The sequence below is a fragment of the Streptomyces kurssanovii genome, assembly GCF_040677245.1.
In the GTDB taxonomy this organism is placed as follows: Bacteria; Actinomycetota; Actinomycetes; order Streptomycetales; family Streptomycetaceae; genus Streptomyces; species Streptomyces kurssanovii.
This window is the reverse complement of record NZ_JBFAQK010000039.1, coordinates 42,735-65,870: the sequence shown is the minus strand read 5'-3', so window position 1 is coordinate 65,870 and position 23,136 is coordinate 42,735. Positions and strand designations below refer to the sequence as shown.

The window sequence follows — 23,136 nt, the reverse complement described above, 5'->3', positions numbered from 1 at the left end:
CGACAGGCGCACATTTCAACAGTAGGCCGCGGGAGACCCGCACGGGCAGCGCTCTACAGCTCTTGCCCGAATGCGACCCGGCCACCCTCCCGCTGTCTTAAGGAAAGTTAAGGAAGAGCCGGGCGGGGCCGGTGAGCAGCCCGCCGGGGCTACTCGTACGTAAGGGCACAAGGAACCATCCGGCCGCCCCCGCGGCCGGGGACAGGAGCCCTTACGTGTCACGCAAGAAGACCCTCAGCGGCAAGAAGAAGCTCGCCCTCCTCGTCGGCGCGGCGGCCATGGCCGGCGGCACCGCGATTGTCATGACCGGCACAAGTCAGGCGTCCGTGGCCTGCGACGGGCTGGCCCAGGCGGTCCGCAACAACGAGAACTTCATCGCCGGGCAACGGGCCAATCCCGACGCCCAGTCGGAGGCACGGATCGCCAACCGCGAGGCGGTGATCGCGCAGATCAGGGTCCAGCAGGAGGCCGCCGGCTGCGACGCCGGAGAGGGCGGCGGCCAGGCGGCGGCTCCCCCGGCCGAACAGCCGCCGGCCGAGGCCCCGCCCGCCGACGCGGGCGAGGACCAGGGCGCGGGTGGGGACCAGGGCGCCGGTCAGGGTGACCAGGCGGGCGAGGAGGCCGGCGGTGCCGTGGGCGAGGTCGTCTGTGCCGGCTCCACCGTGACGCTCTCCGGCGAGGGTGGCGCGCCCGCCGCCTCCAGCAGCGAGTTCCCGGTCGGGACGCAGCTCAAGGTGACCAACCTGGACAACGACAAGTCCACGACCGTCGAGGTCACTTCCGTCTCCGGCAGCTGCGCGCTGCTGAACAACGCCGCATTCGAGCAGGTGCGCGAGGCGGGCAAGTTCCTCATCCGCAACGCGCGCATCGAGCGCGTCGGCTGACCCGTACCGGTCGCGCCGGATCCGAGGACGTACGCCGTAGCGGCTCCCCTTCCACTGTCCCAGGAGAGCCGTCACCGCCGGGCCGCACACCCGGCGGCGGCCACGGCGCCGTCCGTACCGCGCGGCCGCAGCGCCGCCGTAGCCGCAGGCCCCGGTAACGCCCCCGCCGGCCCTGCGGCTGCGGCCTTCATGCCGCCTACGGCGCCGTCCCGGCCAGCAGTTCCTCCGCCTCGGCGAGGATCTCCGTGAGCCGCACGCCGAAGTGGATGTCGCAGTCGTGCGCCTGCCCGGTCCGCGCGGACTCCAGCAGCGCGTCGACGGCCCTGCGGAACGAGTCGACCGGATCGCCCCAGCCCTCGGGAAGCTCCGCCCTGCCCCGCTCGCCCAGCAGGACGAGGCTCGTGCCGGCCGCCTTGCCCGGCGCGCTCAGGCCGAGGGTCACGGTGCTGGACGCCCCGGAGGCGTGCCGCAGCACCAGGTGGACGGTGTCGGCGGGACCACGGGCCGCCGACAGCGTTGTCACATCGCCGAGCACCGGGATCAGCGCCGAGAGGGCGTGCGGGCCGACGTCCCACAGGCCGCCCTTCTCGCGCCGCCAGGGCGAGGCCGCGAACGGGCTGTCGGAGCCGTCCGAGTACAGCGAACCCAGCCACTGGGCGTGCGCCGTGAACCACCCGTCCGCGGCGGCCTGTTCGGCCACCCAGGGCGCCGTGTCGGCGGCGAACCGCAGGGTGCAGAAGACCACCGACGCCACCTGGGCGTCCTGCGCGGCACGGGCGGCCGCGTGCGCCGCCGCCACGTTGGTCGCGACCGGCTTGTCCAGCAGCAGGTGGCGGCCCGCCGCGGCCGCCCTGGCGGCGAGCGGGGCCTGGACGTCCGGCGGCACGGCGAACGCGACGGCGTCGCTGACCGCGAGCAGGGCCTCGATGCCCTCGTCGCCGGTGAACGCCCCCGTGCCATGGGCATCGGCCAGCGCCGCCGCCGCCTCCGGCCGCCTCCCCCACACGCCGCTGAACACGACATCCGGATGCCCGGCGAGCGCCGGTGCCTGCGTCATCCCCGCCCACGGCCCGGCACCGAGGAGGCCGATACGCAGCGGCTGTGTCTGCTTCGTCATGCGCACCAGTGTGCACGGTCACAGAGCCGCCGGTCCGCCCGGTCCGGCGTGCGCGCACCCGTGGACACCCCTGTATACGACGTGCCGCCGCCGGCCCGTTCCCGGCAGCCGGTCAGCCGTCCCGCCTCTCGCGGCCCGGTTCCCGGCGGCCAGGACGATCACCGACCGGCGGGGATGTGTCGCGTGTCTCAGCACCTTCCCGGAAACCTTGCCGAGGACGTTCCCGGCGACGCTCCCATGACGGGTCCGCGAAACGCCCCCGGCACCGCTAGGGCACTCGTGACCAGCGACAACGCGTCCCGCCGCGCACCTCGACGCCCCCGGCCCGGGGCGCTGCCGCCCCTGCTCCGACTACGACGGAAGACGCCCCTCGCCGACCGGTCCCTGCCCTCCGGCCCGCTGCGTAACGTGGGGTTCACAAACGGGCAACGGCCGGGAAATCGCGCATTGCCAAGCTGCGCGGCATACCGCTGCACCCGCAAAGGATGAGGCCCCGTGACCTTCAAGGCTGAGTACATCTGGATCGACGGCACCGAGCCGACCGCCAAGCTTCGCTCGAAGACGAAGATCCTCAACGATGGCGCTGAGCTGCCCGTCTGGGGCTTCGACGGGTCCAGCACCAACCAGGCCAAGGGCCACGCCTCCGACCGCGTGCTCAAGCCGGTCTTCAGCTGCCCGGACCCGATCCGCGGCGGCGACGACGTCCTGGTGCTGTGCGAGGTCCTCAACACGGACATGACCCCGCACGAGTCCAACACCCGCGCCGCGCTCGCCGAGGTCTACGAGCGGTTCGCCGCTCAGGAGCCGATCTTCGGCATCGAGCAGGAGTACACCTTCTTCGACGGTGAGCGTCCCCTCGGCTTCCCGGCCGGCGGCTTCCCCGCCCCGCAGGGCGGCTACTACTGCGGTGTCGGCGCCGACGAGATCTTCGGCCGTGACGTCGTCGAGGCGCACCTGGAGAACTGCCTCAAGGCGGGTCTCGGCATCTCCGGCATCAACGCCGAGGTCATGCCCGGCCAGTGGGAGTTCCAGGTCGGCCCGCTCGCCCCGCTCGAGGTCGCCGACCAGCTGTGGGTGGCCCGTTGGCTGCTCTACCGCACCGCCGAGGACTTCAAGGTCTCCGCGACCCTGGACCCCAAGCCGGTGAAGGGCGACTGGAACGGCGCGGGCGCGCACACCAACTTCTCGACCAAGGCGATGCGCGAGGGCTACGACGCCATCATCACCGCGTGCGAGTCGCTGGGTGAGGGCTCCAAGCCCCTCGACCACGTCAAGAACTACGGCGCCGGCATCGACGACCGTCTCACCGGTCTGCACGAGACCGCCCCGTGGAACGAGTACAGCTACGGCGTCTCCGACCGTGGCGCCTCCGTCCGTATCCCGTGGCAGGTCGAGCAGGACGGCAAGGGCTACATCGAGGACCGCCGCCCGAACGCCAACGTCGACCCGTACGTGGTGACCCGCCTCCTGGTGGACACCTGCTGCGCGGCGCTGGAGAAGGCCGGCCAGGTCTGAACGCACGACGCGTGAGAAGGAGGGCGCCCGCCGGCACGGCGGGCGCCCTCCTCGCATAAGGTCGCGCCCATGCTGGAGGGGATCGACGACATCGGCTGGGCCGGTCTCGAGCACGCGTACGGGGGCGCCGAGGACGTGCCGGACATGTTGCGGGCCGCGTGTTCGCCGGACCCGGAAGGGCGGGAGCGGGGTTTCGAGGACCTGGCCTCCTCCCTGTGTCATCAGGGCTCCGTCTATGCGGCCACCGTCGCGGCCGTCCCGTTCCTGGCCGAACTGGCCCTGCACGGACCGGGCGGGCCGCTGGAGCCGCTGTGGCTGCTGCACGGGGCGGCGGACGGCCACGGCCCCGAGTACCTGGAGTGCCGCCGGGCCGTCTCCGAGGCGCTGCCGCAACTGCTGGGGCTCGCCCGGCACGCGGACCGCGAGGTGCGCCGCGCGGTGCTGTGGGTGATCGCGGCGTGCGAGGACCGTTCGCTGCCGTTGCTGCCACTGCTGCGGGCGCGGTGGGACGAGGAGGAGGACGACGAGGTACGGGCGGATCTGCTCACGGCTCTCGGTCTGCTGGAGGTGACGCCCACGGTCCGCGAGGCACGCAGCCGGAAGCTGCTGACGGAAGTGGTCGGTCCGCGCACCCGCCGTGCCGCGATCACCGACCTGCTGCGTACGGCTCCGCTCCCGCTGCCGGCGGACCTGGTGGACGCCGCCGCCGACGCCTACGGGGCGGCTCCGGACGACGAGACGCACCACCCGTGGCCCGACGGACGCTACCGCCGGCTGGAGGAGCGGCTGCTGGACGATCCGGAGGCGGCCCTGCGGGCGGCGCGCCGGGGCATGCCCCTCGCGTGGGAAATCACCCGGGCCTGGCGGGACCGCGAGCACGAGGTGCTGCCGCTGCTGACGGCGTCGGTGACGGGGGGCGACCTGTGCCGGATCGCGCGGGTCGGCGCAGAGGTGCCGGGTGGCGGGACCGCAGCGTGGCTCGTGCCCTTCCTCGTCTCCCCGGATCCCGCGGAACGCGTGGTGGCCACGTACACCGCGGTACGGCTGAGGGTGCCGGACGCACTCGGACTCGTCCTGCGGCTGATGGAGGAACTCCCGGACGAGACGGCGACGTTGCGGACGATGCCGCTCAGCGACGAGCAGGTGGTGCCCGCCGCGGTGGAGGTCTTCGGAGAAGCCGCCGAGCCGGTGGCGGCGCGGGTGGCGGCGTGCCTGCGGACCGAATGGGTGGGCGTACTGCGGCACTTCCCGCACCTCGCGGCGGACCGTGTGGACGAACTGGTGCGGCTGCTGCCCGCGTCGGCCCCGGTTCTGGGCGCACTCGGCCCCGCTGCCGGCCCACGGGCCGCGCGTGCTCTGCTCGAGGGCGCGCGCCGGGGCGACATTCCGTCGGCCCTGGCGCACGCGAAGGTGACCGGTGACGCCTCGGCTGCCGTGGGCCTCCTCCGTACGGCGCTGGAAGGACGGTCGGGCGAGGCCGTGGAGGCCGCCGGCGCGCTGGGCCCTGGCGCGGCCGCTCTCCTCCCCGCCCTGGAGCCGTACCTGCGCAGGTCGACCCGGGAGAGCCGGGCGTCGGCGGCCACGACGATCTGGCGCATCACCGGCCGCACCGACGACACCGCTCCGGTGCTGGCCCGTCAGATCGCCGCCTCCGGCGCGTACCACGCGCCGCAGCTGAGCGCTCTGCGCACCCTGACGGCCATGGGAACGCTGCCCGTCGAGGCGCGTCCAGCGGTCGAACGCATCGCCCACTCGCCACGCCGCGTCGTCCATGACCTCTTCTGCGACGGCAGCCCGTCCGGCGACGTCGCGGCCCGGGCGGCGGCACGTGAACTGCTCGCCGTCACGTGATGCCCGGCGCAGGCGCCCGGCTGTGACCGTGGCCGTGACCGTGGCCGTGACGGTGGCTGTGGCCGTGGCCGTGGCCGTGACGGTGGCTGTGGCTGTGGCTGTGGCTGTGGCCGAAACACCACTGTGGTCGCCCGGATCACGTGCCGACGTGTGAGACGGGCCTGCTGCGGGCGTGTTGCGTCTGCTTGAATAGGGGCATGGCCAGCATTCACCGGAGCATCGCGACAGGTCGCACCGACCTCGAGCCGTTCTGGCCGTCCCGGCAGCATCACGACTTCGACCGGGTGTGTTGCCGCGCGTGAGCGCGCAGGCCCTCTGAAGCCGTCTTCCCGGTTCCCGGCCGGCGCGCACGACGTACGTACGTCCGTCTCCCTCCGCGCGAAAGAGCTGACCTCTCATGGCGAACACCCGTTCCTTCTCCACTGTCGCCCAGCCCGCACAGCGTCCCTCCGACCGGCACCGGCTGCGTGCCGTCGACCGTGACGAGGTGGTCGACGTCACCGACTTCCTCCCGCCGGGCGCCACTTGGCTGCCCGCCCCGCCGCACACCCTGCCCGACCTGCCGGGACGGCCCCCGATGGTCGGCTACCTGGTGCTCGTACCGGCCGACGGGCAGCCGCGTCGCACCACCGCCCCGCAGAACGGGACGGACGGCGGTCCGGTGCTGATCGACCCGGTCCGGCGCACCGCCCATGTGGACGGTCGGGCACTGGACCTGACGTACCTCGAGTTCGAGCTGCTGGCGCATCTGGTGGCGCATCCGCAGCGGGTGCACACCCGTGACCAGTTGGTCACCACGGTGTGGGGCTACGGGCACGTGGGCGACGGCCGCACCGTCGACGTCCATGTGGCACGGCTGCGGCGCAAGCTGGGCGCCGAACACCGCCGCACGATCCAGACCGTGCGGCGGGTCGGCTACAAGTACGCCCCCTAGACGCCGGTGCGCGCCCGGTTCCTCGCGGCGGCGCCCAGCGCGATGTCGACGGCCAGGAACACCAGCAGGCTGATGCCGAGCAGCGGCACGAACCAGCCGGCCGCGGCCGTCGCCGCGGCGAGCGGCAGCAGCACGGTCACCGGCAGCTTCCGCCACGCACCGCGCGGCGCCGGCCGCCCCGCACCGAGGGTGCGTTCCTTGGTGGGCCGGCGCAGCCACCACATGCGGTAGCCCCACACGATGAGCAGGATCAGGGCGCCCATCAGGGCGGCCAGCACGAGCTGGTTGGCCAGGCCGAAGAGCACGCCCATGTGGCCGTCGATGCCGAAGCGGGTCAGCTTGGCGAGCAACGGGTAGTCGTCGAAGCGCAGTTCGTCGATGACGCGCCCGTCGGCCGGGTCGATCGCCACCGAGTCGAGGTGGACCGGGTACTGGGTGTCGGTCTCCTTGACGACATAGCCCGTGCCGTCGGACGGGAGTGTCACGGCGATCCGGCCGTCGACGCCTGCCTCGTAGGCGGTGGCCACGGCGACGTCGATGCCGATGTCCGCGCCCTGGTGCCGTGTTCCGTGTCCGGTGCCGCCGTGGCCCTCGTGCCCGTCCCCACCCGCGGTCCCGTCCTCACCAAGAGCGGCGGAGACGGCGGGGGTGGCGCCGCCGAGCCGGTCCTGCAGAGCGCCGATGTTCTCGCCCGCGTAACGGGACCACGTGAGGCCCGTGGCCGACAGCAGGACCAGGCCGGTCACGGCCCACAGTCCGACGGAGCCGTGCCAGGACAGTGTCCTGCGGCGCCCCTTCGCGCCCCGCTCGGGGAGGATCAGGGCCCGCTTCGTACGGCGTCGGCGGCCCAGCCAGAGCAGAAGCCCGCCGAGGGCGACGATCCAGAGCCAGCTCGCGGCGAGCTCGCTGTAGTTGCGGCCGACGTCACCGAGATGCAGGTCCCGGTGGAGTTCGTCGAGCCACGCGCGGAGCGGGAGCGCGCCGGAGCTGCCGTACGAGGGGAGCTCGCCCCGTATGTCCGCGGTGTACGGGTCGACGAAGACGGCGAGGGACCTGCCCTCCGCGACTCCCGGAGCGTCCATCAGCACCCGGGTGGTCACGCCCTCCTCGTACGAGGGCCACACGGCGGTGACGGTGGCGTCGGGACGGGCCTCGCGGGCGGCCTCGAGCTGGGTGCCGAGCGGCAGGTACGGGCCCGACACGGGAGCGGTGAGTTCGTCGCGGTAGACGACCTTCTCCGCCTGGAAGGACAGGGAGTACAGCAGACCGCTGACAGCGGCGACGAAGAGCAGCGGGGCGATCAGCAGCCCCGCGTAGAAGTGGAGCCGGAGCACGAGCGGTCGCAGCGCGCCCCAGGTGGAAGTGGATTCGGCCCGGCCGGTGCCGGCCTGAGGTACTGCGCCCTGGTCGGGGGCGTCAACAGACATGGCGGTCCTAAGGATTCGGTGTCGACATGGGGAAGCGGCCCCCAGGTCGGACAGCGGCTCAGGGGGCCGTGGCGCGGGGTACGGCCGGCGTCGGCGGGCCGCGGCGGACGACGGTGTGGGCCAGGACGACACCGCGGTGACGGGCGCGGACGACCGGGCGGACCACCGGACGCACCGGCTCAGGGAGCCGTACGACGCCGAGGAGCAGTCGCAGCGGGGTGAAGGCGAATGCGAACGCGGTGCCCGCGAGCCGGAAGAACGCGGCCTCACCGTGGGCGAGCCAGAGCGCGCAACCCGCGGCCGCGACCAGGTGCACGGCCGGCATGCCCGCCCCGTCGGCGAGGCCCAGGGCCGTCTCCGCCTGGTGCCCGTGGTGGTGCGCGGCGGGCCGTCCGGCGTCCGAGAAGATCAGGTGCAGGACCCCCTGCACGGCGAGCAGACCGGCGCCGATGGCACGGGTACCGCGGCGGCGCCCGGCCGCGAACCAACCCGCTGCGGCGGTCACACCCAGTGCGATCAGCAGCGCGGACGGCGGGATGTCGTGCGCAGACAGGGACGAATGCCCCATAGCGGCCAGAATGACGGCCACCGCCGCGAACAGCGCGGCCCGCAGGGCGCGCAGCGGCGACCGGGTGTCCGTCATCGACCGACATGCTGCCACCCCGGCGGCGGGTCCGGGAGAGTGACCGCGGGTACGAAGAAGTTCTTCCCGCAGCAGAACCACTGTCCTCCACGGCCTCCCCCGAGGCACAGTCGTGATCATGAGGCTTCTGATTCTGGGCGGTACGGAGTTCGCGGGGCGTGCGGTCACGGAGGCGGCCCTGGCCCGCGGATGGGACGTCACCGTCTTCCATCGCGGCAGGCATCCGGCGCCGAAGGGCGCTGCCGTGCTCCTCGGTGACCGGCTCGGCGACCTCGACGCGCTCGCCGACGGCGAATGGGACGCCGTCGTCGACACCTGGTCGGGCGCACCGTCGGCGGTCCGCCGCACGGCCCGACTGCTCGCGGGACGCGTGCGGCGCTACGTCTACATCTCCAGCTGTTCGGTGTACGTCTGGCCCCAGCCGGCCGGGTACGACGAGACGGCGCCCCTGGTGGACAGCTCCCCCGACGCCGTCGACGTGCCGTACGCCGAGGCCAAACGGGGCGGCGAACTGGCGGTCCTCGACGCCTTCGGCGACGAACGCTCCCTGCTCGTGCGCTCCGGGCTGATCCTCGGCCCGTGGGAGAACATCGGCCGGCTCCCCTGGTGGCTCGGCCGCATCGCACGCGGCGGCGACGTGCTCGCGCCGGGGCCGCGGGAGAACCCGCTGCAGTACATCGACGTCCGCGACCTCGCGGAATGGACCCTCGACGCGGTGGCCGCCGAACGTTCCGGACCGTACAACCTGGTGAGCGAGCCGGGCCACACGACGATGGGCGAACTCCTCGACGCATGCGTCACGGTGACGGGGTCCACGGCACGGCTGCGGTGGACCGACGCGGAGACGATCCTCGCGGCGGGCGTCGAACCGTGGACGGACCTGCCGGTCTGGATCCCTCCGGCGCAGGAGGCGTACGGGGCGCTGCACGGCGTGGACGTGGGCCGCGCGACGGCGACGGGTCTGCGATGCCGGCCGGTCGCGGACACGGTCCGCGACACGTGGGCGTGGCTCACGTCCCTGGGCGGTACGGCGCCGCACCGTCCGGACCGTCCACGGGTGGGGCTGGCGCCGGAGGTCGAGCAGCGCCTGCTCGCCGGCTGACGGTAAGTCCCGGGGGCTTCGCGCCCCCGGACGCCGCCCGCCGCGTGCGCGGGGGCCTCTCCCCACCCCGCCCCTTCCCGAACCGGGCAAGCCCCGGGCCCCGTGGGGGCCGGCGTCCTTGCCCCTCCCGGGGAGGGTTCTGTGGGGGCCGGCGCCCACACCCGCCAAGCGGCAGCTTCGCGCCGCGCAGGTCCCCCCGGAGCTCGGCCGCCGGCGCGTTCTGGGCCGGGACGCACCGGCGGGCCGACTGTGTCAGTCTCGCCGGCGTTCGAGGCGCGACCCCATGGTGTCGTCAGGTACACCCCTCACCCGGTGCCCTCCACCCGTGCGGAGGCACGTTCGGGACCGCCACACTGGTGATCGACAGGGGACAGACGGACGAACACACGCCCAAGCAGGGGGATTCATGGCGATCAAGAAGGCCCGCGGCGCGCTCGCCGCCGGTGGGCAAGGGCTGGTGCTCGCGCTGGCGGGGTGGATCGGTTCCGTCACCCTCTTCTCTCTCACGACGGTGTCGATCGCGCTGATCCCCGCCGGAGTGGGCGTGTTCACCACGCCCCCGGCGCTGGCCCTGCTGCGGGCCCATGTGAACCGCCGCCGGCTGCTCGCGGCGCAATGGTCCAAGGTCCGGATCCCCGCCCGTTACCGGCCCTTCCCCAAGGACGTGCGCACGGGCGTCACCGGTCAGGTCGAGCGGTGCTCGCTGATGCTGAAGGACCCGGCGACGTGGCGGGACATGCGGTGGCTGCTCGCCGACATGACGGGCGGCGCGGCCGTCGCGATCCTCGCGCCGGCGCTGATCCTCGAGGGCGTGTTCGGTCTGCTGCTCGCGGCGGGACTGTGGAAGCCGATCGTCGAGGCCGGCGGCACGTACTGGTACACGTTCCTGCCCGTCGACAGCGGTGACACGGCCAGGCTGGCCGCGCTGCTCGGTCTGGTGTGGTTGATCGTGGCGCTGCACGTCAACCCCCGCCTCGTACGAGCGCACTTCAGGCTCGCGGGGGCCGTACTGACGCCCGGACGTGAGGAGCAGCTGGAGCAGCGCATCGACCGGCTGACCGAGACCCGTCACGACGCGCTCGACACGTCGGCGGCCGAGCTGCGCCGGATCGAGCGCGACCTGCACGACGGCGCCCAGGCGCGGCTGGTCGCGATGGGGATGAACCTCGGCACGATCGAGGCGCTGATCGAGAAGGATCCGGCGCAGGCGAAGGAGCTGATCTCCAAGGCGCGGGAGTCGTCGGCAGAGGCGCTGACCGAGCTGCGTGACCTGGTGCGCGGTATTCATCCGCCGGTGCTGGCCGAACGGGGGCTGGGGGACGCGGTCAGGGCGCTGGCGCTGCGGCTGCCGGTGCCGTCCGAGGTGGCGGTGGAGCTGCCCGGCCGCCCGGACGCGCCCGTCGAGTCCGCGGCGTACTTCGCGGTGAGCGAGGCCCTCACCAACGCGGTCAAGCACGCGGGGGCGGAGCGCGTCTGGGTGGACATCACGTACTCCGACGGGGCGTTGCGGATCTCGGTGACGGACAACGGCAAGGGCGGTGCGGTGGTCGGGGCGGGCTCGGGGCTGAGCGGTGTCGAACGGCGGCTGGGTACATTCGACGGAGTCCTGGCCGTCAGCAGCCCCGCGGGCGGTCCCACCATGGTCACCATGGAGATCCCTTGCGAGTTGTTCTAGCGGAAGACCTGTTCCTGCTGCGGGACGGTCTGGTCCGGATGCTCGAGGCGTTCGGCTTCGAGATCCTTGCCGCCGTGGAGACCGGTCCCGAACTCCAGAAGGCGCTCGCGGAGTTGGAGCCGGACGTCGCGGTCGTCGATGTCCGGCTCCCGCCGTCGCACACGGACGAGGGGCTCCAGTGCGCGCTGGCGGCGCGGCGGGCGAGGCCGGGGCTGCCGGTGCTGGTGCTCTCGCAGCACGTGGAGCAGTTGTACGCACGTGAGTTGCTGGCGGACGGCAACGGCGGAGTGGGGTACCTGCTGAAGGACCGGGTCTTCGACGCGGAGCAATTCATCGACGCGGTGCGCCGGGTGGCGGGGGGCGGTACGGCGATGGACCCGCAGGTCATCTCGCAGTTGCTGTCGCGGCGTTCCCAGGACAGGCCGATGGGTCGCCTGACGCCGCGTGAGCGGGAGGTCATGGAGCTCGTGGCGCAGGGCCGTTCGAACGCGGCGATCGCGTCGCAGCTGGTGGTCACCGAACGGGCGGTGGCCAAGCACACGTCGAACATCTTCGCCAAGCTGGACCTGCCGGTGTCGGACGACGACAACCGCCGGGTCCTGGCGGTGCTGGCGTATCTGGACCACGGGCGGACGACCGGAAGTTGAGAAGTGGGGCCCTCCCTCGGACGCAGGCGCTCGGCAGTGCCCCTTTTCGGGTACGTCCAAACGATTTGACGCTGGAGGCTTCTACGATTTCCCCACAGGACTGAACACCCCGTCGACGGTCTCCGTATGGAACGACGCTACTTCCCTCCCCCGGGATTGGAGTTCCATGGGACGCACATCGAGAAAACGCTCAACGCTGGCAAACCGGGCGATCGCCGCCACGGCTGCCCTCATTCTGGGTGGGGGCGGGCTCGTCGCGGCCAATTTCTACGCTTCCGCCCACGAGGGCTGGGGCGATGACCGCACCGGGCCCAGAACACAGAGCGCCGGGCAGGCGGTCTCCACGATCGACTGCCCGGAGGTCGTGAATTCCATCGAGCAGGTCCCCGACGACCAGCGCTTCGCGGTCGACCGGGAACTCGCCACGCTGGACACCCAGATCACCAACTACTACCAGCGGTTCGCCGACAACAAGGAGCGGGTCCAGAGCGACCGCACCTTCGCGCAGAACGAGATTCTGACGCCGCTGAAGAACGAGCGACTGGTGATCATCCAGCGCATCGTCGCCCTGATCGACCGCTCCGCCGAACGCCCCCAGGGTCTGGAGTCGACCGCTCCGTGCACCCTCCGCGGCGACGACAACGACGGCGGTGACCAGAACGACGGACAGAACGACGGACAGGACGGCCAGAACCAGGACGGCGACGGCGGCCAGGACGACCAGAACCAGGACGGCGGCCAGAACGGCGGCGACCAGGACAACGGTGACGGCGACAACAACGACGGCGGCGACAACGGGGACAACGGCGGGAACGACGGCAACAACGACAACGGCGGCCAGGCCGGCAACGGCCCGGAAGAGGGCGACTTCGTCGACATCCAGTCCGTCGAGCCGAACGTCCAGGAGCCGCAGCAGCGCCGCGGTGCCTCCCGGGGCACTTTCACCACCGACTGCGGCGTGAACGAGAACGGCAAGTTCAATTCCGACAATGTGATCGCCGCCCCTGGTGTCAGCAACGGCGCGCACCACATGCACGACTATGTGGGCAACCAGGCCAATGACGCTTTCGCCAGCGACGACGACTTCGCGAACGGAGACACCACCTGCAACAACCAGGGCGACAAGTCGACCTATTACTGGCCGGTGCTGCGGGTGCAGAACGGCCAGAACGAGTTCGACGCCGGCGAGGACGGCGGCGGCAACGACCAGAACGTCGGTGAGATCCAGACACCGACGGAGGTCACGCTGACGTTCGAGGGCAATCCGCGGAGCAAGGTCACCGCGATGCCGAAATTCCTCCGGATCATCACGGGTGACGCCAAGTCGTTCACCAACGGCGACGCGAATGCCAATGCCTCGTGGAGCTGCACCGGATTCGAGGACCGCCAGCTGAAGGACAAGTACCCGATCTGCCCCGAGGGCAGCCAGGTGGTGCGCAGCTTCAAGTTCCAGAGCTGCTGGGACGGTCAGAACACCGACAGCGCGAACCACCGCACCCATGTGGACTTCGCCGACGAGGACGGCAGGTGCCAGGACGGTTTCCAGCCGATTCCGCAACTGGTGCAGCGGATCGTCTACGACGTGCCGCCGCCGGTCTTCGACGGCGAGAACGCGTCGGCCTTCGCGGTCGACTCGTTCCCCGAGCAGCTGCACAAGCCGATCACCGACCACGGTGACTTCATCAACGTCTTCGACGAGGACCTGATGGACGAGATGGTGGACTGCATCAACGACGGCCGCCGTTGTCAGTGATCCACCGGGTACGGCGGAGGGCCGGTGACCACCGGTACCTCAAAGGCCGGGCCGGTCCGGGAGATTCCCGGGCCGGCCCGGCCTCGTTCCGTCTGCGGACGGCACAGCACGGCCTCTGCCGGGCCGGTCCGGGCACGCAGCACCCGGACCGGCCCGGGACGACGGGCCGGCCGGTCAGCTCCCCTGGTGTCCTTCGTGCCCCTCCCCGGCGCTCCCGCCGTTCTCCCCGCTCTCCGCGTCGCTGTCGGGACTCTCGTGGCCTTCGTGGCCGCCGACGTCACCGCTGTCGCCGCCGCCGTCGCCGCCGTGGCCCGAGCCGTGCTGGGCGCCGGTCTCGACCGTGCCGCCGAGCCGGTCCCGCAGGGCCGCCACGACCTTCTCGTCGCCGACCGCGACCCACTTGCGCCCGACCAGATAGGTGCCGCCGTAGTCGTTGGCCTCGTTGATCCACTCACGCTGGCCGCGGTCGGTGGCGAAGGTCGCGAGGATGTACTTGCCGTCGGCCGTCGTGCAGTTGGCCTGGCGCAGTTCGTCCGCGTCCGTCTGGATGTTCGGTTCGCATTCGGCCTGGCGTGCGAGATCCTCCAGGCTGCCGGTCGCCGTCTTCGGCGCCTTCGCGCCCTTGTCGGGTCCGACACGCCCGTCGTCGTCATCTCCGGAACCGCAGGCCGCCGCCAGGGCCAGGACGACAACTGCCAGTCCTGCCCGGGCCGCCCGCCGTGTGCTGGTGCTCGTACTCGTCCGCATCCGGCCATGGTGCCTTCCCGCCCCCTCTTCGCGCGGCAGAACCGCAGGTAACCTGCGCTCCGCACGCACCTGTTGTCGCGTCAGCAACACGGAGGAGCGCTGATGAACGAGCTGTCGAGACGTACGCTGCTGGGCACGGCCGGAGCTGTGGGAGCCGGCGCGGTGCTCGGCGCGCACACTCCCGCGGCCGCCGCCCTGCCCCGTCCCGCCTCCCCGCCCGCGGCACCGGTCGCGGGCGCCGGGGACGCTTTCCGCACCGGCCCGGCCGTAGCCGCGCTGCACCGCCTGCTGCCCGACCACGCCGACCAGTTGCGGCTGACGGCGCTGACCGGTCCCGAGCGCTTCCGTGTCACCGGCTCGACCGGCCGCATCGAGATCGCGGGCACCGGTCCGGCGGTCCTGCTGACCGGTGTGCACTGGTATCTCAAGTACGTCTGCCGGGCGCACATCTCGTGGTCCGGGTCCCAGCTCGACCTGCCCCGCCGGCTGCCCGCGCCCCGTCGTCCGCTCGAGCGGAGGGCCACCGTCCGGCACCGGTTCGCGTACAACGACACGCACGACGGCTACACCGCCCCCTACGCCGACTGGCCGCGCTGGGAGCGGCTGATCGACGTCCTGGCCCTGCACGGCTGCAACGAGGTCCTGGTGACGCCGGGGCAGGAGGCCGTGTACCACCGGCTGCTGATGGACTTCGGCTACTCGGACGAGGAGGCCAGGACCTGGCTGCCGGCGCCCTCGCACCAGCCGTGGTGGCTGCTCCAGAACATGAGCGAGTACGGCGGCCCGATGTCTCCGGCCCTCATCGAGCGCCGCACCGAGCTGGGCCGGCGGATCGCCGACCGGCTGCGGGAGCTGGGCATGCACCCGGTGGTGCCCGGCTACTTCGGCACCGTGCCCGACGACTTCCCGGGCCACAACCCCGGCAGTGACGCGCGTGTGATCCCCCAGGGCACCTGGGGCGGCGGAATGCGCCGGCCCGACTGGCTGGACCCGCGGACGCAGGCTTTCTCCGACGTCGCCGCGGCCTTCTACCGGCACCAGGGCGAGCTGTTCGGCGAGGTGTCGCACTTCAAGATGGACCTGCTGCACGAGGGCGGCACCGCGGGCGACGTGCCGGTCCCGGACGCCGCACGCGCGGTGGAGACCTCCCTGCAGACGGCCCGGCCCGGTGCCACCTGGGTGATCCTCGGCTGGCAGACCAACCCGCGCCCGTTGCTGCTCGACTCGATCGACACCTCCCGCGTCCTCATCGTCGACGGCCTCTCCGACCTGGACACGGTCACCGACCGGGAGGCGGACTGGGGCGGGGCTCCGTACGCCTTCGGCACGATCCCGAACTTCGGCGGCCGTACGACGATCGGCGCGAACACCGACCGGTGGACGGAGAAGTTCACGGCCTGGCGCGACAAGCCGGGCAGTGCGCTGGTGGGCACCGCGTACATGCCGGAGGCGGCGGAGCGGGACCCGGCGGCGCTGGAACTCTTCAGCGAACTGGCCTGGCGCGAGGAGAAGATCGACCGGGAGGCGTGGTTCGCCGAGTACGCCCAGATCCGGTACGGCGGCGTCGACCGCTCGGCGCGGGAGGCGTTCACCGCGCTGGCCGCGACGGCGTACAAGCTGACGAGCACGGACGGACGGCCGTACGACTCGCTGTTCTCGCGCCGGCCGTCGCTGACGACGGCGATCGGCACCGCCTTCGACCCGGCGGGCTTCGACCGGGCGTTCGCCGCGCTGCTCGCCGTGCGGCCGCCGCTGCGTGACTCGGACGCGTACCGCAACGACCTGACCGACGTGGCCCGCCAGGCGCTGGCCAACCGTTCCCGCACGCTCCAGCTGGCGCTGCGGGCCGCGCACCGGAACAAGGACGTGGCCACCTTCCGTGCCGTGTCGACCCTGTGGCTGAAGCTGATGCGGCTCAGCGACACGATGGCCGGCTGCCACCGCCAGTTCCTGCTCGGTCCGTGGCTGGAGGACGCGAAGCGGCTGGCGACCAGCCCGGAGGAGGCGGTGCAGCTGGAGCGCACCGCGCGCACCCTGATCACCACCTGGGCGGACCGTCCGACCGCGAACAGCCTCAGCAACTACGCCAACCGGGACTGGCAGGGGCTGATGGCCGACGTCCATGTGCCGCAGTGGGAGGCGTTCCTGACGGAGCAGGCCGACGCGATGGCCGCGGGCAGGGCGCCGAAGTCCTTCGACTGGTATCCCCAGGAGGAGGCGTGGACCCTGGAGCGCCGCACCTATCCCGTGCGGCCGACCGGGGACGCCTACAGCACGGCCCTTCGCGTGTTCGACGCCCTGGCCCGCGCGCCGTACCAGGGGGTCGTGACGGTGGAGGTGGAGCCGCCGGCGTTCACCCCGGGCAGCACGGGCACCGTCACGGCGGTCTTCCGCAACATCAACGGGCTCAGCGGCACGGGCCGGATCGACTTCGCGCTCGCCGGGCTCGACGCCGCCCCCGAGGGCCCGAGCGCTCTGGAGGGCGTACCGGCAGGGGGCAGCGGCGAGGTCTCCTGGCGGGTGACGGCGCCCACTGATCCGCTGACGGAGCCGTTGAGGCCCATGCCGTACGACCTCACGACGCAGTACGGGCCGCTCGACGAGGACCGGGTCACCACCACCCAGCCGGGCAGCGTGTACATCGCCGCGCCGCTGGACCCGGCATGGCGCACGTTCACCTCCAACGGCGCCGTCTTCGGCCAGCTCGGCGACCGGTTCGCGATCAACGGGGCCGGCAACGACCTGTGGCGCGGCACCACCCAGTTCGGCACCGCCTACCTGCCCGGGGCGTTCACCGAGGGCGCGAGCATCGTGCTGCGGGTGGACGCCCAGGACAACACCGGTACCTGGGCACGCGCCGGGATCATGGTCCGCAACTCGCTGGCGACCCCGGGGGACGTGGGCTTCCTGAACCTGGCGGTGACCCCGGGGCAGGGCGTCGCGCTGTCGTACGACACGAACGGCGACGGCACGCTCGACAACTACGGCCGGATCACCGGGGTCAGGGCGCCGGTGCTGCTCCGGCTCACGAAGAACGCCGGGACGTCGTTCACCGGCGCGTGCTCCACCGACGGCGGCACCACCTGGCGCCCGGTCGCCACCGTGTCGGTGCCGGGCACGGCGGCGACGCAGGACGCCGGGTTCTTCATGAGCGCCACGAACGGCGGGAGCGGTGCGCGCGGGACGGTGCGGTTCAGCGGATGGTCCTTGACGGGCGGCGGTGTCGCGACCGGCGGCTGACGTCCGGTGGGCCTACATTCCGCATCATGAACGCGATCCCCTCCACCACCGTCGCGAACCTCCGTGATCTGGGCGGCACGCCTCTGCCCGGCGGCCGGTCGGTGCGCGGCGGTCTGCTGTTCCGTTCCGGGCATCTGGACCGGATGGACGCCGCGTCGGACCCGGCCGTCGCCGCGCTCGGTATCCGTACCGTCGTCGACTTCCGCACCCGGTCGGAGCGTGAGGCCCGGCCCGACCGGCTCCCGGAGGGCGGGCGGCTGCTGCTCGCCGACGTCCTGGCCGACCAGGTCGCCGCCGGCCGGATGCCGGCGGCGACCCGGCTGCGGCGGCTGCTCACCGATCCGGCCGTCGCCGAGCAGGAACTCGGCGGCGGCCGGGTCCGGGAGCTGTTCGGCGACATCTACCGCGGGTTCGTGACGACCGACTCGGCCCGTTCGTCGTACCGTGCGTTCCTGAACGAGGTCGCGGACCCCGATTCGGGCCCGTTGCTGTTCCACTGCACGGCCGGCAAGGACCGCACCGGCTGGGCGGCGACGATCGTGCTCACGCTCCTCGGCGCCACGCAGGAGACGGTGGAGGCCGAGTACATGTCCGTCAACATGGCGGTGCGCGAGGCGTTCGCGCCGCTCGTCGAGGGATACACCCTCCAGGGCGGGCAGCCGGAGACGGCACTGTCGATCATCGGCGTCGTCCCGGACTATCTGGCGGCCGCCCTGGACGAGGTCGACGCGCGCTACGGCTCCATGGAGAAGTACGTACGGGAGGGGCTCGGCGTCACGCAGGCCGCGCTGGAGCGCATCCGTGGGCGACTGGTCGTCCCCGCCTGACCCGCCGGACGCCGAGCGTCGCGTCGGGCCGCGCCCGGTGACCATACGACGATTCGCTCGTTCTGCTGAACGTGCGCCCACACGACCTCGTTCCCTCCCCGGACCCCACCGCAGGCCTTGTACCCACCGACGCCGGGACCGGGACGGAGGCCGGCTCAGGGACCGGGGCAGTGGGGGTCGGGCAGGCGGAGGCGGCCGTCGTCGAGCACTACCCCCGCCTGGTACGGATCGCCTACCTGGTGCTGCCGCCGTCCCTCGGCCAGGGCCGCCGCGTGCTGACCGCCCACGCGCTCGTGCAGCGTTCGCTCCCCCGCGGCGACACCGGCGCGGTGCCGCCCCTCCCGGCCGTGCCGCGGGCCCGTCGCCCGGAAGGCGCCGGCGACCCGGGCTACAGGTACGTACGGGACCGGGTGCTGCGGCAGGCGCTGGACGCGTCGCGGCCGCTGCGGCGGCGGGCACTTCCCCGGCGCGCCCAGTTCCCGCCGCTGCTGCCGCACGTGTGGGGTCTGCGGGTCTTCCCCCGCTCGGGGGGCGCCGACGAACTCGCCCTGGACCAGTGGCTCTCCGCGCTGTCCGGGCCGGGCAGGGCCGCGTACGTGCTGCGCCACCTGGAGAAACTGTCCGACCCTGACGTGCGCCAGGTGCTGACCGCGGCGGGAGCCGGCGACCCGGGCTCCGCCCTCGCGGAGGCGGACGGGGTGGCGGACGGCAGTCGCGGCGCGGAACTGCTCCGCTCGTCCGAGTTCGACGCGTGCTCCCTCCAGGTGCGGCCCACCGACCTGATGCGCCGCCGCGGACACACCAGGGCGGCCGTGGTGGCCGCCGCCGCCCTCGCGGTGTGCGGGACGCTGCTCCTGCTGCCGGGCGGCGGCGACGGCGCCGCGGACGTCCCGTACACCCGTAACCCCGCCGTGGAGGCGGCGCTGGACCCGGACCGGCTGGTGCGGGCCGCGCCCACGGCCTGGCGGGAGTCGGCCCGCAGGGACTTCTCCGTGTGGCCGGCCCGCGGGTCCCTGTCCGCGGACCGTGTGCTGCTGCGCCGGGCACTCACCGCCTGGTCGGCCCCCGGAGAGGCGGTCAGGGTCACCTCGACGCCGGGGACACCGTCCGGGCCGCCGATGGGACCACCGCAACTGCTGTTCGCGGGCGAGGTCGGCGCCGCGCGTGTCGTCGTCCTCCACGACGGGCTGCGCGTCGTCCGCTACGCCGAGACGACCCGGGCGCCGGGTGCGGCCGGGAACGCGTCGCTGGACTTCGCCCGTACGGACGGGGCCGACGCCGCCGGCTCCAGCGCGCTGGTCGCCGGGCGTTCGCGGGACAGCGTCCGCTACCTCACGGCGCCTTGGGTACGGGACGTGTCGGCTCGGGACCTGCTCGACCCCGCCGGGCGGCCGCGTCCGGTGCGACGGGACGCGAACGGTCTCACCGAGCGGCTGCCGAGTCCCGTGCAGCAACGGGCCTGCCGGTCGTGGCAGGGCCTGGAACTGGCCGGTGGCGGCTCCCTCACGCTGGTCACGGACCTCGGCGAACTGACCCCCGCGCAGCTCACGTACGGCCCGCCCGGGGCGGCGGAGGACGTGACGGGCACGGCGGCGCGCGCGTCGTGGGCGCGCACGGCCTGCCTGCTGCCCGGTGTGCGGGCGCACGGCGTGCGCAGCGTCAACTCCTGGCAGTACGCCCGGCAGCGCCTGCCGGAGGCGAACGGCACGGCGGGGTGGGTGTGTACGCGGGCGGAGACCTGGCGGGGCACCGGCAGCCGTGTCATGGCCCAGTTCCAGGCGCCCGCCGAGCACCCGGGCGCGGCGGGGACGGTGGTGGCGCGGGCGGAGGACTCGCCCGCGTGCGGGGTGCGCGAACCGCGGGTGCTGGCCGGTGTGCTGTGGCAGTCGCGGGCCGGACAGTGGTACGTGCTGGCGGCGGGAAGCAGTCAGCTCGCCTCCGTCACCGTCGCGGGCGGCGGTGTGGAGGGCGGGTCCACCGGACATGTGGTGGCGGTCCGCTCGCGTGAGGGCTCACGGCCGGAACTGAACGGCCTTCTGCCGGACGGCACTCCGGTCCGGCCGCTGCGCTGAGCCGGTCCGGCCGCATCACCCGCTCCACCCGCCCCGCACGGTCCGCCCGCATCACCCGGCCTCCGTGGACGCGCTGGTCACCGGCGTCCCCGCCGCTGTCCTCGGCGGGCGGTCCTCACCCGGGCACCCGCGCGCCAGTGGGTAGGGTGTCCGCATGACGACCGGGGTGCGGCGCAGGATGGGCGTCGAGGAGCGCAGACAGCAGCTGATCGGTGTGGCGCTGGAGCTGTTCAGCCACCGCTCGCCCGACGATGTCTCGATCGACGAGATCGCGGCGGCCGCGGGCATCTCCCGTCCGCTCGTGTACCACTACTTCCCCGGCAAACAGAGCCTGTACGAGGCGGCGTTGCGCCGGGCCGCCGACGAGCTCGCCGCCCGCTTCCTGGAACCCCCGGAGGGACCGCTCGGCGCGCGGCTGCTGCGCGTCATGGGCCGGTTCTTCGACTTCGTCGACGAACACGGCCCCGGTTTCTCCGCGTTGATGCGCGGCGGGCCCGCCGTCGGCTCGTCCACGGCCAACGCGATGATCGACGCGGTGCGGCAGGCCGCGCGCGACCAGATCCTCAAGCATCTCGGTGTCGACCGTCCGTCCGCGCGCCTGGAGCTGGTCGTGCGCTCCTGGGTGTCGCTCGCCGAGTCCACGGCGCTGATCTGGCTCGACGGGCGGCGCGTACCGCGCGCCGAGCTCGAACTGCAACTGGTCCACGACTTCGCGGCGCTGGCCGCGGTGAGCGCCGCCTACGACGAGGAGATGGCCGACCTGCTCGTCCGCATCCTCGCGGACGAGCCGATGGACGGCCCGTTCGGCGACCTGGTGGGCCGGCTGGCGGCCCTGCTCCCCGCGATCAAGGGCACCGCGCCGGCCGCCCAAGTACCCGCCCAGCGCCTGCGGTAGCGCCATCGGCGTCCGGCATCATCGTGCCCGTGACCACCGATTCCGCCTTCCGGCTCGCCACCGTCTCCGACACCACCGCTCTCGTCGCCCTCCACGACGACGCCGCGCACTGGATGCTGCGCCACGGCATCGACCAGTGGAAGCCCGGCGACAAGGACGCGGGCCACTTCCGCCACCGGATCGCCGAGGGCGAGGTGTGGCTGCTGGAGTCCGGCGGCCGGATCGCCGGAGCTTACGAGATGTGGTGGGACGACGTGCCGGCCTGGGGGGTCCGGCCGCCCGTCGCCGGATACGTGCACCGCCTGATGACCGCCCGCACCCACGCACCGGCCGGCTCGGGGCGGGCGATGCTCGCCCACGCCGAGCGCCGCATCGCCGCGGCCGGGCGACAACTGGCCCGGCTGGACTGCCTCAGCCGCAACCCGCGCCTGCGGACGTACTACGAGGCCGCCGGCTACAAGGTGGTGGGCGAGGAACCGGCCAAGCGGGCCGCTGACGGCAGCAGTTACGGCGTCCTGCTGCTGGAGAAGCGGCTCGGCCCGGCGGCGACAACCGTCAACTCCGGCCCGGCCGGAGCCGCATGGGAACAGGCCCGCTGAGCCGAGGCCGTCGGGCGCGGGCACCGCGAGGCCGAGGCCCGGTGGGAAACCGCAGATCCGGACGGTAAAGTCCGGTCCGTGACCGCACCCGCACGCCTGGCCGACATCGCGACCCAGGCGGGGGTCAGCGAAGCGACGGTGAGCCGGGTTCTCAACGGAAGGCCCGGCGTCGCCGCGACCACCCGCCAGTCGGTGCTCGCCGCCCTCGACGTGCTCGGTTACGAGCGGCCCGTACGCCTGCGTCTGCGCAGCGCCGGCCTGGTGGGGCTGATCACGCCCGGCCTCGACAACCCGATCTTCCCCGCCCTCGCCCAGGTCGTCGGCCAGGCCCTGACCCGGCAGGGGTACACGCCGGTGCTGGCCACCCAGACCCCGGGCGGCTCGACGGAGGACGAGCTCACCGAGATGCTGGTCGAGCGCGGCGTCTCCGGGATCATCTTCGTCTCCGGGCTGCACGCCGACACCACCGCCGACATGGACCGCTACGACCGGCTCCGCGCCAAGGGCGTCCCCTTCGTCCTCGTCGACGGTTTCGCGCCCGGCGTCCGCGCCCCGTTCATCTCGGCCGACGACCGCGGCGCGATGCGGCTCGCCGTGACCCATCTCGCCTCGCTCGGTCACACCAGGATCGGCCTCGCGGTCGGCCCCCGGCGGTTCGTGCCCGTGCTCCGCAAGATCGAGGGCTTCCGGCTCGCACTCCAGGAACAACTGGGCATCCCACCCGAATCGTCGGCGGAACTGATCGAGCACTCCCTGTACACGCTGGAGGGCGGCCAGGCCGCTGCCGCGACGCTGATGGACCGGGGCTGCACGGCCGTCGTCTGCGCCAGCGACATGATGGCGCTCGGCGCGATACGGGCCGCTCGGCACCGGGGCCTCGAAGTGCCCGACGACATCTCCGTCGTGGGATTCGACGACTCGCCCCTGATCGCCTTCACCGACCCTCCGCTGACCACCGTCCGCAAGCCGGTGCAGGCGATGGGGCAGGCCTCGGTGCGGGCTCTCCTGGAGGAGACGGGGGACAGTCACTCGGCTTCCGCGCCCGACCGCCCCAGGGCTCCGGTGCACAGCGAATTCGTCTTCATGCCGGAGCTGGTGGTTCGCGGTTCAACGGCCTCGGCCCCCGGAGGCCGACCCGGGGAAACCCCTCGTCCGTGAGTCGGACAGTATGCGCCGTGAACCCGTCGGAGGGATGATCGGAGAGCGGC

Annotated in this window: 18 protein-coding genes; 14 read left to right on the top strand and 4 right to left on the bottom strand. The window is 72.9% G+C overall.

All coding sequences use genetic code 11. From position 1 onward, the window contains the following. The first annotated feature begins 215 nt into the window (after positions 1-215). Complete coding sequence (locus tag AB0K36_RS24215) at positions 216-884, top strand: SCO2207 family protein (protein WP_364598001.1); 669 nt, start codon at positions 216-218, stop codon at positions 882-884. 196 nt (positions 885-1,080) lie between these two features. Here AB0K36_RS24215 and AB0K36_RS24210 read toward each other — a convergent pair whose 3' ends face one another. Further along, positions 1,081-2,001 carry a Gfo/Idh/MocA family protein gene (locus AB0K36_RS24210; RefSeq protein ID WP_364597998.1) on the bottom strand — a complete coding sequence of 307 codons (921 nt, stop codon included), beginning with the start codon at positions 1,999-2,001 and terminating at the stop codon, positions 1,081-1,083. 495 nt (positions 2,002-2,496) lie between these two features. Between AB0K36_RS24210 and glnII the strand changes: the two genes are divergently transcribed. The 3 genes from glnII (at position 2,497) to AB0K36_RS24195 (ending at position 6,301) form a co-directional block, all read left to right on the top strand. Then, on the top strand, positions 2,497-3,516 hold the full coding sequence (glnII, locus tag AB0K36_RS24205; RefSeq protein WP_053557382.1) for a glutamine synthetase: 1,020 nt from the start codon (positions 2,497-2,499) through the stop codon (positions 3,514-3,516). Positions 3,517-3,585: 69 nt separating this feature from the next. Further along, positions 3,586-5,367: a HEAT repeat domain-containing protein gene (locus tag AB0K36_RS24200; RefSeq protein ID WP_364597995.1), complete on the top strand. Its 1,782-nt coding sequence runs from the start codon at positions 3,586-3,588 to the stop codon at positions 5,365-5,367. A 397-nt stretch (positions 5,368-5,764) separates the two neighbouring features. Then, entirely contained in the window at positions 5,765-6,301 is a 537-nt protein-coding gene (locus AB0K36_RS24195) for a winged helix-turn-helix domain-containing protein (RefSeq protein ID WP_364597992.1), read from the top strand. Here AB0K36_RS24195 and AB0K36_RS24190 read toward each other — a convergent pair. Continuing rightward, positions 6,298-7,728: a PepSY-associated TM helix domain-containing protein gene (locus AB0K36_RS24190; RefSeq protein WP_364597989.1), complete on the bottom strand. Its 1,431-nt coding sequence runs from the start codon at positions 7,726-7,728 to the stop codon at positions 6,298-6,300. The genes AB0K36_RS24195 and AB0K36_RS24190 overlap by 4 nt on opposite strands. Before the next feature lie 58 nt (positions 7,729-7,786). Further along, positions 7,787-8,371 carry a hypothetical protein gene (locus AB0K36_RS24185; RefSeq protein ID WP_364597986.1) on the bottom strand — a complete coding sequence of 195 codons (585 nt, stop codon included), beginning with the start codon at positions 8,369-8,371 and terminating at the stop codon, positions 7,787-7,789. A 118-nt stretch (positions 8,372-8,489) separates the two neighbouring features. On the opposite strand from AB0K36_RS24185, the gene AB0K36_RS24180 reads away from it, so the two are divergent. The 4 genes from AB0K36_RS24180 (at position 8,490) to AB0K36_RS24165 (ending at position 13,548) form a co-directional block, all read left to right on the top strand. Beyond that, positions 8,490-9,473: an NAD-dependent epimerase/dehydratase family protein gene (locus tag AB0K36_RS24180; protein WP_364597983.1), complete on the top strand. Its 984-nt coding sequence runs from the start codon at positions 8,490-8,492 to the stop codon at positions 9,471-9,473. A gap of 406 nt (positions 9,474-9,879) precedes the next feature. Next, complete coding sequence (locus AB0K36_RS24175; RefSeq protein WP_364597980.1) at positions 9,880-11,148, top strand: sensor histidine kinase; 1,269 nt, start codon at positions 9,880-9,882, stop codon at positions 11,146-11,148. Beyond that, positions 11,133-11,795, top strand: coding sequence for a LuxR C-terminal-related transcriptional regulator (locus AB0K36_RS24170; protein WP_364597978.1), 663 nt, complete (start codon positions 11,133-11,135; stop codon positions 11,793-11,795). Before AB0K36_RS24175 ends, AB0K36_RS24170 begins: the two co-directional genes overlap by 16 nt. A gap of 166 nt (positions 11,796-11,961) precedes the next feature. Then, entirely contained in the window at positions 11,962-13,548 is a 1,587-nt protein-coding gene (locus AB0K36_RS24165) for a DUF1996 domain-containing protein (protein WP_364597976.1), read from the top strand. Between the two features lie 174 nt (positions 13,549-13,722). Here the strand turns inward: AB0K36_RS24165 and AB0K36_RS24160 are convergent, their stop codons facing one another. Further along, a complete protein-coding gene (locus AB0K36_RS24160; protein ID WP_364597973.1) occupies positions 13,723-14,295 on the bottom strand; it encodes a hypothetical protein in 573 nt (190 codons plus the stop codon). 102 nt (positions 14,296-14,397) lie between these two features. Here AB0K36_RS24160 and AB0K36_RS24155 point away from each other — a divergent pair, with 102 nt between their 5' ends. From AB0K36_RS24155 to AB0K36_RS24130, 6 genes are all read left to right on the top strand, one after another. Beyond that, positions 14,398-17,535: an alpha-N-acetylglucosaminidase gene (locus AB0K36_RS24155; RefSeq protein WP_364597970.1), complete on the top strand. Its 3,138-nt coding sequence runs from the start codon at positions 14,398-14,400 to the stop codon at positions 17,533-17,535. A 26-nt stretch (positions 17,536-17,561) separates the two neighbouring features. After that, positions 17,562-18,362, top strand: coding sequence for a tyrosine-protein phosphatase (locus tag AB0K36_RS24150; protein ID WP_364597967.1), 801 nt, complete (start codon positions 17,562-17,564; stop codon positions 18,360-18,362). Between the two features lie 71 nt (positions 18,363-18,433). Next, positions 18,434-20,434 (top strand): hypothetical protein, encoded by a 2,001-nt coding sequence (locus tag AB0K36_RS24145; RefSeq protein ID WP_435877925.1) that lies wholly within the window; start codon positions 18,434-18,436, stop codon positions 20,432-20,434. A gap of 154 nt (positions 20,435-20,588) precedes the next feature. Next, entirely contained in the window at positions 20,589-21,329 is a 741-nt protein-coding gene (locus AB0K36_RS24140; protein ID WP_364597961.1) for a TetR/AcrR family transcriptional regulator, read from the top strand. Positions 21,330-21,358: 29 nt separating this feature from the next. Further along, entirely contained in the window at positions 21,359-21,928 is a 570-nt protein-coding gene (locus AB0K36_RS24135; RefSeq protein WP_364597958.1) for a GNAT family N-acetyltransferase, read from the top strand. Between the two features lie 78 nt (positions 21,929-22,006). Then, positions 22,007-23,086 carry a LacI family DNA-binding transcriptional regulator gene (locus AB0K36_RS24130; protein WP_364597955.1) on the top strand — a complete coding sequence of 360 codons (1,080 nt, stop codon included), beginning with the start codon at positions 22,007-22,009 and terminating at the stop codon, positions 23,084-23,086. Positions 23,087-23,136 lie beyond the last annotated feature (50 nt).